Source organism: Prescottella equi, assembly GCF_020171745.1.
Lineage (GTDB): Bacteria > Actinomycetota > Actinomycetes > Mycobacteriales > Mycobacteriaceae > Prescottella > Prescottella equi_A.
This window is the reverse complement of the sequence record NZ_JAIVAH010000005.1, coordinates 104249-118182: the sequence shown is the minus strand read 5'-3', so window position 1 is coordinate 118182 and position 13934 is coordinate 104249. Positions and strand designations below refer to the sequence as shown.

Sequence of the window (13934 nt, the reverse complement as noted above, 5' to 3'; positions counted from 1 at the left end):
CCGACAAGCATTCATCACTACCAAGGAGACAGAAGATGACGGAGGCACCGGTCAAGATCGGCCAGATGCTCTTCACGATGGTCGACCCCACGCGCGGGCACGAAGTCGCCTACAACCGCTGGTACGAGCGGGATCACATCTACGCGGGCTGCATGATCGGCCCCGGCTGGTTCGCCGGGCGCCGTTGGGTCGCGCCGAAGCACCTCAAGGATCTGCGCTTCCCGGAGACGGGTCCGGTCGCGACCAAGACCGAGGACGGCTCGTACCTCGCGACGTACTGGGTCCACGAGCCCGAGATGGAAGATGCCGAGGCATGGGCCCGCACCCAGGTCGGCGCGCTGTACGCCGCCGGCCGTGGTTTCCCCGAACGTGAGCACGTGCACACCAGCCAGTATCTGCCGGACTCGAACGTCTCGGCGCAGGCAGACGGCGTGCCCCTCGAACTCGCGCTCGACCACAACTACCGCGGACTCGTCACGGTGATGATCGAGCCGGCCGAGGGCGTCGATCGCACTGCCGCCATCGAGACCATCAACGGCGTACCGGTCAAGGCGCTACTGGGCACCGGTGCTGTCGACCTGGTGAGCAGCTGGCGGATGAAGCCCTGGCCCGCCGATCACAACGTGCCGATGAAGATGGGTAACGACGGCGGAACCACCGAGCGCATCATGCAGCTGTGCTTCCTCGAGGGCGATCCGGTCGAGAGCTGGCAGCACATCGTCGACTACGCCGCCGCCGTCGAGGAGTCCGGTGCCGGGCGAGTCACCTTCGCGTCGCCGTTCGTTCCGACCGAGGTCGGAACAGACAAGTACACCGATCAACTCTGGTGATCATCGCGGATGCGCGGGCGCAGTTGTGCCCGCGCATCCGTATCTGCACTCGCGCTCATCATCGGGCGCGGCGAATCCGAGACACGACGAGCCGGTACTCGTCCCGTACATCTGTGAGGTCAGTGAAGAATGCTGAGCGGTGAGAAGATCCTGGTGACAGGAGCGGCCGGGCAGATCGCGTTCCCGATCGCGCGCGAGCTGGGCGCGGACAACGAGGTCTGGGGACTGGCGCGGTTCAGCAAGCCGGAAGACCGGCAGCGGCTCGTCGACGTGGGGATCACCCCGGTGAAGGGCGATGTCGGCAGCGGCGACTTCGCAGACCTCCCAACGGACTTCACTTACGTCGTGCACCTGGCGGCGAATCAAGCTCCGGGCTGGGACTACGACACGGCTCTGCGCGACAACGCCGAAGGCACCGGGCTGCTGCTTCAGCACTGCCGGAATGCGCGCGGCGCGCTGGTGATGTCGACTCATTCCGTCTACCGCCCGCAGGAAGACCCGATGTACGTGTTCACCGAGGAATCGCCGCTCGGCGAGTGCAACAGCACTCACAGCCCCACCTACTCGGTGTCGAAGATCGGCCAAGAGGCGACCGCGCGCCTCGCCGCGCGGGCTTTCGGAGTGCCGGTGACGATTGCGCGTATGAACGCATCGTATGGACCGAACGGCGGCCTGCCCGCCCTGCACGTCGACGCGATCGCCGCCGGACGACAGGTCACCACGCGCTGGGACCCGTGCATGTACAGCCCGATCTTCGAAGACGATATCAACAGCCAGGTCAGCAGCCTGCTCCAAGCGGCGACGGTTCCCGCAACCATCGTCAACTGGGCCGGCGACGAACCGGTCAGCGTCCAGGAGTGGGCGACATACGCCGGCGAGTTGATGGGCGTCGATGCGACCGTCGGCGTGGTTCCGATCGAGGGGACACTGCGGGGTTCGATCGCGGACACGAGTCGGCGCTTGTCCATCACGGGACCGTGCACGGTGGACTGGCGTGAGGGTCTCCGCCGGACAATCGCAGTTCGCCATCCGGACAAGCTCGTCGAGATCGCGCCCTCGTGATCATCGCTTCGTAAACAATTGCGGGAGAATACATGCCGACGAAACTGCACGATTCGCTGCCCGCCGAGCGGGGCGGTAGACCGGCGAGCCCCGAACTGCTGGAACGCCGTGCGAAGTTCGCCGCAACCGAAATCGACACCGCGCTGGGGGTCACGGCGGGTGATACGGACCTCGCCGGCGTACCGTGCCGAACCATCCGCGCCGGAGACCGCGCCACCGTCCTCTACCTTCACGGGGGCGGATACCGAATGGGCAGTCCGGAGGCGTACAACGCCTATGCCGCGGAGCTGGCGGCGGGCGCCGGGGCGACGGTTGTCGTACCGCGGTATCGGCTCGCGCCGGAGAACCCGTTCCCAGCCGGACTGCGCGATGCCCTCGCGGTCTACGAGGAGATCGCGTCGACGACGTCCGGGCCGATCGTCGTCGCCGGAGATTCGGCGGGCGCCGGTCTGGCCGCGGCGGTGGTCGTCGCCGTGGGCGCCGGCTACGTACGCGCTCCCGACGGGTTGATGCTGCTGTCGCCGTGGCTCGACCTGCACTGCTCGTCACCGTTCTACGAGACCGCGACCGACGTCTTCTTTCCGCTGGCGAACGCGGAGTCGGCGCGGGACGACTATCTCCAGGGAGCCCCCGCGGGCGACCCGTTGGTCTCACCGTTGCTGGCCGACCACACCGGCTTCCCGCCCACCTTGATCCAGGTCGGCGGCCACGAGGCGCTGGTCGGCGACGCTCTCGGACTCACGCGGAAGCTCGCGACCGTGAACGTCACATGCACGCTGGAAGTGATTGCGGATCAGGGACATACGTGGCCGTTGATCTACCCCGATCGAGGCGTCTCCATCGCCTCCATCGAGTCGTGTGCCCGGTTCGTCCGGTCGATCGAAGCCGGCAAGGCCACCGAACAGCCCTAGTGCGGCGGTCGCATTACGGGACCCGGGAAGCCATCGGCCGCGAATCGATCACCATATTTCATTTCTCGCACTTTCCTGGTGCGCAACATGACGCGATGGACACCCTTGCCGTCATGGTCTCACTCACACGCCGCATCCGAGATCTCGATCAGTGGCCCGACGGCGTTCGGACGGACAGGGCCGCCGGTTCTGTCGAGCTGCGCCGAATGGACAGGGACGCACCAGGCTCTCTCACCGTGCCGGCCCGAGGCATATCCACAACGCGATTCTCACGAGGTACTTCACCTACGAGTGTAAGGAACATCGATGGCACACAGCGCATCAACTGGCGCCCCCGAGCCCCAGGCCCTTGAACAGGGTTGGTCTCTCCGACTGATCTCGTCTCTGATATCGCTCGTCGTACTTCTCGAAGCACTCACCATGAACGCCAGCATGATCTCGACTGGGCTGCCGGCAATCATGACTCACTTTCACACCGATCAGGGAGGCTGGGTCCAGACCGCCTTCCTCCTGATTGCCGCGGTGATCAGTCCCACCTTGGGAAAGGTCGCCGACATGGTCGGCAAACGTCGCGTCCTGCTCATCTGCGTTTTCGTCGCGGCCGCCGGTTCGTTCGTCTCGGCAGTGGCCCCGAACTTCGCGCTGCTACTCATCGGGCGAGCGATGTCGAGCTTGCTCGTATCGTGCATGTTCCTCACATACTCACTCATTCGCGACGTCTACCCGGCGAAGACGGTCGCCATGTCGGTTGCCCTCGCCACCAGCGGCATGGGCATTGTCAGCATCGCGACGCCATTTCTGACAGGTTGGCTCATCGACGACTACGGATGGCGGTCGCTCTTCTGGTTCTTCACGATCATCCTGATCGTGGCGGGAATCTGCATCAAGCTCTCGACGGACGAGTCGACGTACCGCCTTCGGTCCAAGATCGACCTGATCGGTGCTGCGCTGCTGGGTGGTGCCATCGGAGCCATCCTGGTTGCGGTGAGTTTCGGTGTGGACTGGGGATGGACATCGGGAAAAACGTTGGGCCTGTTGCTCCTCGGCGCCGTTCTGATCGCTCTCTGGATCTACTCCGCGACGGTCATCAGTGAGCCGCTGATCGATCTTCGACTGCTGACCCGTCGGTCAATCGGCCTGACGGCGATCGCCGCAGGTACGGCGTACGGCTCCACGACGGTGAGCTCGACAATCCTTCCGTTGATGTGCATGACATCCGCGTCCTTGGGCCTCGGGTACGGTTTCGGTGTCGACGCCCGAGGCTTCGCGCTCATTCAATCGCCGCTCGGTGTCGCGCAAGTCATCGGCGGTGTTCTCGTCGGTGTGATGATCGGCCGCGGACTCACCCCGCGCATCCTCCTTGCAGTGGGTGCCACGCTGCTGGCCACGGGTGCGTTCGTAGTCCTTTCAGGGATGGACACCAGGTGGATCGTTCTGGTGGGCGCAATCATCACCGGCCTCGGAACTGGTCTGGCCTACAGCTCCATTCCGAACCTCCAGATCCAGACCGTGCCACCGCAACTGCAGGCGTCTACGGCAAGCATCGTCGCAACCAGTCAATCCGTGATGGGTGCAATTCTGCCCGTTGTCGTGTTCATCGTCTTGAATTCGAACGTTGCTCGGGTTGCCGACGGCGTTCCGCTGTACTCGGCGACGGGCATGCACCTGGCATGGATCATGTCTGCCGGTATCGCGATCACCAGCCTCATCGCGGTACTCCTTGTCCCGCGCAACATCGTTCAACTGACGGTTCCGGCGGCGAAGGTTGACGATGTCGACCTCACCGCGGCTGTACGTCCACCAGCGCCCGCTGCAGGCTGACCAAGTCGCACCAACCATAGGTGTCGACGGCCGCTGCGCGTTGGGCACTCGGAAGTCCTACGGGATCATCCGAGGCGGCGACCAGGACGCGCTGCGCGAGACTATCGGCGGCCAGTTCTACGACCTCGCCGACTCGCCAAGTTGGCGGAATCTCAACGGAGACATGAAGTCAGCTATCGGCAAGTCGTGAAGCCGGCAATTGGCATTGCCCTATACCCGGCGTTGGTCAGTACGTAGCTCAGCTGCCCGCGAGCGAGCGTATGGCACACCGAAAGGAGGTCGATCGGTCAGCTTGAACCGGACTGTGTCAACTTGGTGGACAACGAGTGTCGTCAGTCCCGACGCGATCCACGTCGGACTTCTCAGCCCCGGTACAGCCGCCGTATCAGTTTGCGCGCCAGGTTGCCGTAGGGCGGGTAGGCGAAGCGGGGATCAGGGCGGAACGGCTTGACCAGCACAGCCTTCCGGTGGCTGAGGGTCTCGAAACCCCACCGGCCGTGGTATCGGCCCATGCCGCTGTATCCGACGCCGCAGAGTGGGAGCTGGGGTGCCACGACGTGGATGGCGAGATGATTGACCACCGCTGCGCCGGAGCTGATTTCGGAGAGGAACCGGCGACGAGTCCGCGGCGACTTCGTGAAGATATAGGCGGCGAGTGGTTTCGGTCGTGCCGTCACGAATTCGATTGCCTCGTCCAACGAGTCGACAGCGAGTACCGGCAGGATCGGCCCGAAGATCTCCTCCCGCATGATCGGTTCGTCGGGGCTCGGGTCCACCAGAACAGTGGGCTCGACCGTCAGCGAGGCTCGATCGGAACCGCCGCCGTACACAACCCTCGCCCCGGTACCGGCGAGGTACCCGGCCAGTCGGTCGAACTGGCGCTCGTTGACGATGCGCAGGCCCGGCGGGGATCCCTCCGGACGGAATTCCTCGAGGCTGTGGACCAACTGTTGGACCAGTTCGTCCCGGATGGTACGCGCCGCCAAGACGTAGTCGGCCTCGAGACAGGCCTGCCCGGAGGCGAAAACCTTGGTCCAGGCGATCCGGCGGGCGGCGACGGCGAGGTCCGCGTCCTCCATGACGATCACAGGGTCCTTGCCGCCGAGTTCGAGGGTCACCGGCGTCAGGTGCGGCGCGGCCCCGGCCAGGATCTTCCGGCCGATCTCGGTGCCGCCGGTGAAGACCGCATGATCGAAACCCTGTGCGAGCAGGGCCTGCGTGGTGCGACCGTCACCTTCGACGACCGCGACAGCTTCGGTGTCGAGGTACTCGGGGAGCAGGCGGGCCAGCAGACGCGACGAGGCGGGGACGAGTTCCGACGGCTTGACCGCCACACAGTTCCCCGCCGACACGGCATTGATCAGCGGTCCGAGCGTGACCAGCACCGGGACGTTCCACGCTCCGATGACGAGCACGACGCCCAGCGGTTCGTACTGCACCCATCCCAACGCCGGCATTTGTCCCAACGGCAGCAGTTGTGGCCGGTTGCGCATCCATCGTCGCAGGTGTTTGCGGGCGTGCCGGGCCTCGATCTTCAGGTCGAGGATGTCGGTCATCCAGCCTTCGAACGGGTCGCGCCCGAGATCCTCCGCCAGTGCCCGGACGATTTCGTCCTCGCGCTCTTCCAACATGCGCTCGATGCCGCGCAGCTGTTCGATCCGCCACTCGGCGCTTCTGGTGCGCCCGCTCGCGTGCACCTTTCGGAGTCTGTCGACGACTCCGGCGGTTGCGTCTGCGTCCGTGATGTCCGAATCAATTGCGCCGGTGTCTACCTGGTGCGTGGTCATGACTGCCTCAGCTCCATCGTGCGTATGCACAGCTGTCTCACTGCGGCCGACGCGCGACGGGGGTCGGCCGGTTCACGGGTTGTGGAGCGCCCGAACATGCCTGTGATCCAGCGTGGTCGCTGAGCGGGCGACCGTCAACCCCTCGAGGTCAGTCGCCCCGCGCGCGGTCCGCGTGCCCGAGATCCCGGTCCGGGACGACCGCGTCGCGCACCAACTTCTTGAGCGTCACGATGTCGGGAAAACCGCCGTCGCGCTTGCGATCCCACACAACCGTATCGCCGGCGGTGACCACAAAGATCCCGCCGGTACCGGGAATCATTGCCACCTCGCCCAGTTCGGTCCCGAAGGTGTTCAGCAACTCCTGGGCCATCCATCCGGCACGGAGCAGCCAGTTGCACTGTGTGCAGTACGTGATGGTGACGCGGGCGGCGGTGGTCATGCCTCCAGGATCGCAGATTCGCGTCGGACACCGTGCCACTCGGTGACCGGTCGCCCCTCGACGAGGTGCTCGTCGACGAACCGATCGACGCGGTCGGCGGTCAACGAGGCGTACCACGTGTCGTCCGGGTACACCGCGACGACGGGCGACTGCGAGCACGGGAACATGCAGCCGGTCTGGGTGACGAGGACGTCGTCGTCACCCAGGCCGCGGGCCTCGAGCGCGTTGTCCAGGGCCTCTGCGGTTTCCGGTCCGCCGCGCGCCGAGCACCGCGGGCCGCGGCACACCAGCACGTGCCGCGCGAACCCGGGCACCTCGTCCCACGCCGGCGAGGTCAGGGGCGCGGTGGTGGTGCGGGCCGGTGTCGCCGGGGCGGTGATCGCGGCGTCGAGCAGATCGGCGTAGTTCGTGGTGTCGGACAACGGCGGCGCCAGACGCACGTCCGGCGCGTCGGCGCCGCGTTCGCGCAGCCAGTGCCCGATGACCCGGCGGAACCACGCGTCGATCTTGCGGTCCAGTACGGTCTGCGCGCTCACCACCACGATCTCGGTGGCCCCGGACGCGGCCGCCTCGTCGAGGGCGCCGGTGACCGACGTCCCCGATCCGCCGAGCACCGCGGTGAGGAAGGCGGTGTCGGGGTGGCGCTCCGCGAGCACCCGCAGTGCGGCGCTGACCTGGTCGCGCGGGTCGTCGCCGCGATCGGTGGGGGCGGTGACGATCACCCAGCGATTGTGCTGAATGGTGTTCATGAGGAAAGCCTTTCGATTGCGGCACCGGTCGTGCCGCACAGCACCACCATCGGTCGTCCCGTGCGTGGGTGCGGCTGGACGATCGCGTCGATCCCGTAGACGTCGGCGAGTAGTTCTTCGGTGAGGACCTCCTCGGGCGCGCCCTCGGTGACGACACGGCCGCCGTCCAGGACCACGAGGTGGTCGCAGTACATTGCGGCGAGGTTGAGGTCGTGCATCGCCGCGACGGTCGTCAATCCGCGCTCGCGGATCAGGTCGAGCAGTTCGAGCGACGCGGAGACGTCGAGGTGATTGGTCGGTTCGTCGAGCAGGACCACGCAGGGGCACTGCGCGAACGCCCGCGCCAGTTGGGTCTTCTGCTTCTCGCCGCCGGACAGGCTCTGCCACAGGCGGTGTCGTAGTTCGGTGATCCCGGCCATTGCCAGGCTCGCGGTCACCACGTCGGCGGTCCCGACGGCGGCGGGCCGGGCCCAGCCGCCGCGGTGGGGGATCGCGCCGAGTTCGACGATCTGCTCCACCGTCAGTTCCAGTTCGGTGGCCGAATGCTGTTCCACCAGAGCCACGGTCCGCGCGAACTCGCGGCGATTGATGTCGGCGGCGGGTTCGTCGCCGACCATCACGCGTCCGCGGTCGGGGCGGACGAGCCGCGCCATCGCCGACAGCAGCGACGTCTTTCCGGAGCCGTTGGGGCCGATGAGTCCGGTGACCCGTCTCGACGGCGCGTGGCAGGTGACGCCGTCGAGGATCGTGGTGCCGTCCACGGACCACGTGACGTTCTCGGCGCGGATTTCGGGGGAGTGGTGGCTCATGCGCGGGCCCCTCGACGCCGTAGCAGCAGGACGAACACCGGCACGCCGACGACCGCGGTGACGATGCTGATCGGCAGTTCGCGTCCCGGCAGGACGGTGCGCGCCGCGATGTCGGCCCACACCAGCAACACCGCGCCGACCAGAGCCACGACGGGCAGCAGCCGAGCGTGCAACGGGCCGACGAGCATTCGGGCGGCGTGGGGGACGACGAGTCCGACGAACCCGATCACCCCGGCCTGCGCCACGAGGGCCGCGGTGCACAGCGAGGCCACGCCGTAGAGCACCCAGCGGGAGCGCTCGACGTCGGTGCCCAGGCTCGCGGCGGCCCGCTCGCCGAACGCGAAGGAGTCCAGCACTCGCGCGTGCGCGAGCATCACGACGGTGGTGACCGCGACGACCACCGCGATGGTGGCGAGCCCGGACCAGCGGACCCCGGCGACCGAGCCGAGCGTCCACTGCAGCACCCGGTGCGCGGCGTCGCGGTCCCCGAGCAGCACCAGCGCCGACGTCACGGCCGCCGCGAACTGCCCGACCGCGATACCGGCGAGGACGAGACGTCCGGGCAAGAGTGCACCCGAGCGGGATGTCGAGATGAGGAACACCAGCAGCAGACTGCCGAGTGCGGCCACGAACGCGGCCGCCGACACCGCGCTCAGGCCGAGGAAGCCGATCGTCCCGACACCGGCGGTCAGTGCGAGCACAGCGCCCAGCGAGGCGCCGCCGGACATGCCCAGCAGGTAGGGATCGGCCAGCGCATTGCCGGTCAGCGACTGCAACACCGCCCCGCACAGCGCCAGCCCGGCGCCGACCAGCGCTGCGGCGAGGACTCTCGGCAGCCGCAGGTCGACGACGATGTGGGTGGTCAGCAGATCGGTGCCGGGTCCGATGCCGAGGCGTCCGGCGATGGCTTCGACCACGGTGCCGATCGACAGGTCGGCCGCGCCGATCGCGACGCCGGCCGCGCAGCTCAGCACGAGCAACACGGCCAGCGTCGCCGACCAACCGGTGGCCGTCGTCGTGCGAACCCGGGCGGGGACCCGGGTCGTCACGCTCATGCCCGGCCGCCGCCCAGCTGCTCGCTGACGAGGGACGCGCCCTCGATCAGGCGCGGACCGGGCGTGCTCGCCGAGAACGGCACCACGACGAACGCGTTGTCGCGCACCGCCTTCAGGTCCTTCAGCGCGGGATCGTTGCGGAGGTAGTTCTTCTTCTCCTCGGCGGTGTCCCACGACGCGTCGGCCAGGACGATGACGTCCGGGTTCGCGGCCAGCACCGTCTCCCAGCTGCCGTCCAGCCAGGCGCCATTGGAGTTCGCGAACACGTTGGTGCCGCCGACCGCGTCGATGATCAGCTGCGGGCCGCCCGCGTTGCCGCCGACGTACGGGGTGTCGGTGTTGCTGTCGTACCAGAAGATCGTCTTGCCCTTCGCCGGGGCGGCGGACTCGATGCCGGTGAGGGTGCCGCGCATCTGCGCGACGACGGCGTCGGCCTCGGTCTCGCGACCGAACAGGGTGCCGTAGTCGGTGATCTCGGTGGCGATGGAATCCCACGCGACCGGCGGGCGCTTCGACTTGTCCTGGCAGCCGAACGGCGAGACGTACGTGGCGATGCCCAGTTCGTCGAACGATTCCTGTGAGCCGACGGCCTTGTCGTCGAACGCGCTCGAGTAGGACGCGAACACCAGGTCCGGTTTGGTCTCGAGCAGCGCCTCGCGGCTGGGGTAGTCCTTCTCGTCCAGCGCCGGAACCTGCGCGTACGCGGCCTGCCACTGCGGGGCGATGGTGTCGTCGAGGTATGCGGTGCCGGCCATCTGCCCCTCGGCACCGATCGACAGCGCCGACTCGGTGGCGCCCTGGTTGAGGGTGACGGCCCGCTCGGCCGGACCGCCGAGGGTGACGGTGCGCCCGCAGTTCTGCAGGGAGATCGCGGCGGTGTCGGCGTCGTCGTTCGACGATCCTCCACACGCGGTGAGGGTGAGAGCGGCGGCGATCGACACCGCTGCCGTGGAGATGACTCGGCGAGAGATAGGGGTACGCAAAGCGACCCGCCTTCCATGACTCGTGGAAAACGTGCAGGTATGCGTCACGGCCGGTCTCCTGGCTCGGCAGGGATAACCGCCGACTACGCCTTCCCGGATGCATGTGCACCCAGTGGCTGGGGTCGAACCCCTAGTAGTCGACGTACCTGCCCACAGTGGCGAGTACCGCGCCGGCTTCTACCGGACTTCCCGAACACCGTGACGACATCGTGAAGAATAGACGACCGACATCCGGGCTTTGGTCGGCCTTGTCGGGTTGATCCCGTTCAGCTGTCCAGAGCGAAGGTGAATCCGCCAGTGGAATGCCGTGGACGCTCTCGTCGTCGCCGATGCCCGCGAGGGTCGTCAGATGCGACCGGAGTCGTCGACCTCCCAGAAGAGGACGCCGTCCTCGACTCTCGGAACCAGATACGAATGCTCCTCGCCGGTCTCCAGGCTCCGGCGCACGGAATCGACGTACTCGGCCAGTGACGGGAACTGCGGGCCCACCTCGTCGGCGCCCTCCCACCCGAACGCGCGGACGCAGCCGCGGTGTTCACCGGAACGGGTGTCGACGATCCGGTAGTCGCCGGCGCCGTCCTCGGCGAACGGAACGTACGCATCGAGGAACATGTGGGCGATTTCGCCCGCCTGCTGTCCGCGGGCAATTGCGGGCCAGTCGGCATCGAGGTCGTCGGTGTCGTGAAGGGACTCCCGGCACGGTCGATGCGCGGTCACCACCTCGTCGAGCGAGAGGAGCATCAGGTTCGGCAGCGCGGTTCCTGCCGTGTCCTGTCCGTCCGTGTCCTGTCCGTCGTGGAGGGCGTAGAACTCACGCACCTCGTCCGTCCACGTGGTCGTGGCGCGTTCGGCGTCTTCTCGATCCAGAGGGGACCGAGGAGGTCGAATCGATGCGGCGGTCGCCGGAGCGAGTTCTCGGAGCACCGACATGTAGGCCGACCAAGCCTCGGTGAGCGTCATCGCCCGAATCTAGCCGCCGGATCAGTCCGCGCGCGTCTTCTCCGCGCGCGGCATCAGCGCCGACGACACCGTCAGCAGCACCGCGATACCGAGGATGCCGACGAACACGAGGTGGATCGCGCCCGAGAGATCCGCCGGGTCGGGTTCGGCGGCGCCACCGACGCGGGAGTTGACGAGCGCACCGAACACCGCGACGCCGACGGCACTGCCGATCGAGCGCGCGAACATGTTGGTGGACGTGACCACGCCGCGCTCGCTCCAGTCCACGCTGGACTGCGCCGCGATGAGCGTCGGCGTCGCGATCAGGCCCATGCCGGAGCCGATCACGAAGCACGTCGCGCCCACCTGCCACACCGGTGAGCCGTCGGCGAGCAGCAACAGCAGCGCCGACCCGGCGAGCACGAGGGCGCTGCCGATCAGCGCGGTCGTCCGGAACCCGACGCGCAGATACAGCCGTCCGGCCTGCGACGCGGCGATGGGCCAGCCGATCGTGAGGACCGCGAGCGCGAAGCCCGCGACCAGGGCGCCGGTGCCGAGGACGCCCTGCACGAACGTCGGCACGTACGACGTCAGGCCCATCAGGATCGCGCCGACGGACAGCGAGACCAGGCTGCTCGCGACCAGCACCCGGCGGGTGAGCATGTGCAGCGGCAGGATCGGGTCGGCCACCCGGCGTTCGACGACGACGAACGCGACGAGCAGCAGCGCCCCGGCCGCGAACACGCCGATGCCGGCCGGGGAGACCCACTCCCACGCCTGCCCGCCCTCGAGCAGGCCGAGGATCATCAGCGCCGCGCCGCCGGTGAGCAGGATCGCGCCGGGGTAGTCGATGCGACTGCGCCGTGTGACCTTCTCCTCCGCGAAGTTACGCATCAACATCCACGCCGCGATCGCGCACAGCGGCAGGTTGACCAGGAAGATCCACCGCCACGACAGGTACTCGGAGAACACGCCGCCGAGCGTCGGACCGAGCACCGCCGACGCGCCCCACACGCTGGCGATGTAGCCCTGGACCTTGGCGCGCTCGGCGACGGTGTAGATATCGCCGGCGATCGTCAGGCTCATCGGCTGCACCGCGCCGGCGCCCAGGCCCTGGATCGCGCGGAAGATGATCAGCGCCGGCATGCTCCATGCGAGACCGCACAGCAGCGAACCGATCGCGAACACCGCGATGCCGAACAACATGATCGGTTTGCGCCCGAAGACGTCGGCCAGCTTGCCGTAGATCGGCACCGACACGGCCTGCGCCAGCAGATACACCGAGAACAGCCATGGGAACTGGGTGAAGCCGCCGAGGTCGCCGACGATCGTGAGCACCGCGGTCGCGATGATCGTGCTGTCCAGCGCGACCAGTGACGTGCTGAGCATCAGCGACAGCAGAATCGGTCCGCGCTCCGAACGCAGTCCCACCGATGCTCTCGCGGCGGTCTCGGTCGCCATCACTCTCCTGAAGATCGATAGTCAAGTCCGAAACATGGCTAACGATCTCTGGTGGGGTCCTATTCCCGCGGCGTTCCCGCCTCGTTCCCGGCCCCGCCGACCCTCGCGTTTTGCGCACTTATCGCGATTTCGGGGCCCGAAATTGCGCGATAAGTGCGCAAAACGCGGGAGGGAGGGGATCAGTCGTCGTGTTCGGTGAAGTCGCGGTCGTGGTCGGCGGCCTTGCCGTAGCCGGTCTCGCTGACGCCGCGCTTCCAGTACCCGATGACGAGGGTGGCCTTGCGGTCCATGCCGACGTTGTTACGGAGGTGCCGACGCAGATCGAGCACGACGGCGGACTCGGCCGAGACCCAGGCGAACACCTTCTCACCGGGCACGTCGGGGAAGGTGTGGTTCTTGACGGCGTCGGTGAGCAGCGTCGTGGTGCCGGCGGGGGCACCGCCGCGGTGCAGCCAGACGAGCTCCAGTCCGGCCGGGGCGATCAGGTCCTGCTCCTCGGCCGGACCGTCGACCTCGACGAACACGGTGCCGACGGCCGCCTCGGGCAGACGCTCGAGCATGCGGCCGATCGCGGGCAGCGCGGTCTCGTCGCCGACGATCAGGTACCGGTCGGCGACCGGGGCCGTCACTCCACCACCCGCGGCGGCGCCGATCGTGTCGCCGGGCCGCGCCCGCTCGGCCCAGGCACTGGCCAGGCCCTCGTCGCCGTGCCGGACGAAGTCGACGTCCATCTCGGCGGTGGCCGGGTCGAGACGGCGCACCGTGTAGGTGCGGACCCGTCCGCGGACGTCGGGGTCGGGCCACTGCAGGCGCGATCCGTCGTCGTTCACCACGGGCAGGTCGAGGACACCGGTTTCGGGGTTCGGGAAGATCAACTTGATGTTGGGAACGCGAGTCTCGTCCGAGGCGTACGCAGCGACGCCGGCTCCCGAGAAGGTGACGCGACGCATGTTCGGCGTGATGTCGCGCACCGACGCGACCGCGATCGTGGCGGGAAGTTGATCATAAGAAGCCATGTTCTGCAGACAGTAATGGAGCAGACGTGTGTGGTGGGGTGCGCCGATTCGGGGGACCGATAGGGTTGAGGA

13 protein-coding genes and 1 riboswitch are annotated in these 13934 nt (G+C 67.5%); of the genes, 4 read left to right on the top strand and 9 right to left on the bottom strand.

The annotated features are described in order from the left end of the window. Positions 1 to 35 precede the first annotated feature (35 nt). The 4 genes from LCL87_RS04010 (at position 36) to LCL87_RS03995 (ending at position 4624) form a co-directional block, all read left to right on the top strand. The gene (locus tag LCL87_RS04010) at positions 36 to 830 is read left to right on the top strand and encodes a hypothetical protein (protein ID WP_064059689.1); all 795 of its coding nucleotides are present in this window, start codon (positions 36 to 38) and stop codon (positions 828 to 830) included. Between the two features lie 129 nt (positions 831 to 959). Further along, the gene (locus tag LCL87_RS04005; protein WP_081263920.1) at positions 960 to 1892 is read left to right on the top strand and encodes an NAD-dependent epimerase/dehydratase family protein; all 933 of its coding nucleotides are present in this window, start codon (positions 960 to 962) and stop codon (positions 1890 to 1892) included. 32 nt (positions 1893 to 1924) lie between these two features. Continuing rightward, positions 1925 to 2803, top strand: a complete 879-nt coding sequence (locus LCL87_RS04000; RefSeq protein ID WP_064059690.1) for an alpha/beta hydrolase fold domain-containing protein — start codon at positions 1925 to 1927, stop codon at positions 2801 to 2803. A gap of 306 nt (positions 2804 to 3109) precedes the next feature. Beyond that, positions 3110 to 4624: an MFS transporter gene (locus LCL87_RS03995; RefSeq protein ID WP_225016926.1), complete on the top strand. Its 1515-nt coding sequence runs from the start codon at positions 3110 to 3112 to the stop codon at positions 4622 to 4624. Between the two features lie 362 nt (positions 4625 to 4986). Here LCL87_RS03995 and LCL87_RS03990 read toward each other — a convergent pair whose 3' ends face one another. From LCL87_RS03990 to LCL87_RS03950, 9 genes are all read right to left on the bottom strand, one after another. Next, a complete protein-coding gene (locus LCL87_RS03990; protein ID WP_225016924.1) occupies positions 4987 to 6411 on the bottom strand; it encodes an aldehyde dehydrogenase family protein in 1425 nt (474 codons plus the stop codon). Between the two features lie 148 nt (positions 6412 to 6559). Next, positions 6560 to 6850, bottom strand: a complete 291-nt coding sequence (locus tag LCL87_RS03985; protein WP_225016922.1) for a SelT/SelW/SelH family protein — start codon at positions 6848 to 6850, stop codon at positions 6560 to 6562. Continuing rightward, positions 6847 to 7599 carry a (2Fe-2S) ferredoxin domain-containing protein gene (locus LCL87_RS03980; RefSeq protein WP_225016920.1) on the bottom strand — a complete coding sequence of 251 codons (753 nt, stop codon included), beginning with the start codon at positions 7597 to 7599 and terminating at the stop codon, positions 6847 to 6849. The genes LCL87_RS03985 and LCL87_RS03980 overlap by 4 nt, the downstream gene beginning before the upstream one ends. Further along, complete coding sequence (locus tag LCL87_RS03975; protein ID WP_225016918.1) at positions 7596 to 8408, bottom strand: ABC transporter ATP-binding protein; 813 nt, start codon at positions 8406 to 8408, stop codon at positions 7596 to 7598. The genes LCL87_RS03980 and LCL87_RS03975 overlap by 4 nt, the downstream gene beginning before the upstream one ends. Further along, on the bottom strand, positions 8405 to 9463 hold the full coding sequence (locus LCL87_RS03970; RefSeq protein ID WP_225016916.1) for an iron ABC transporter permease: 1059 nt from the start codon (positions 9461 to 9463) through the stop codon (positions 8405 to 8407). Before LCL87_RS03970 ends, LCL87_RS03975 begins: the two co-directional genes overlap by 4 nt. After that, entirely contained in the window at positions 9460 to 10446 is a 987-nt protein-coding gene (locus tag LCL87_RS03965) for an ABC transporter substrate-binding protein (protein ID WP_237691715.1), read from the bottom strand. The genes LCL87_RS03970 and LCL87_RS03965 overlap by 4 nt, the downstream gene beginning before the upstream one ends. A gap of 31 nt (positions 10447 to 10477) precedes the next feature. Beyond that, positions 10478 to 10662: riboswitch (cobalamin riboswitch) on the bottom strand. Between the two features lie 129 nt (positions 10663 to 10791). Next, a complete protein-coding gene (locus tag LCL87_RS03960) occupies positions 10792 to 11406 on the bottom strand; it encodes an SMI1/KNR4 family protein (protein WP_225016915.1) in 615 nt (204 codons plus the stop codon). 21 nt (positions 11407 to 11427) lie between these two features. Continuing rightward, positions 11428 to 12846 carry an MDR family MFS transporter gene (locus LCL87_RS03955; protein WP_225016913.1) on the bottom strand — a complete coding sequence of 473 codons (1419 nt, stop codon included), beginning with the start codon at positions 12844 to 12846 and terminating at the stop codon, positions 11428 to 11430. Positions 12847 to 13025: 179 nt separating this feature from the next. Further along, positions 13026 to 13862 (bottom strand): siderophore-interacting protein, encoded by an 837-nt coding sequence (locus LCL87_RS03950; protein ID WP_225016911.1) that lies wholly within the window; start codon positions 13860 to 13862, stop codon positions 13026 to 13028. Positions 13863 to 13934: the final 72 nt, after the last annotated feature.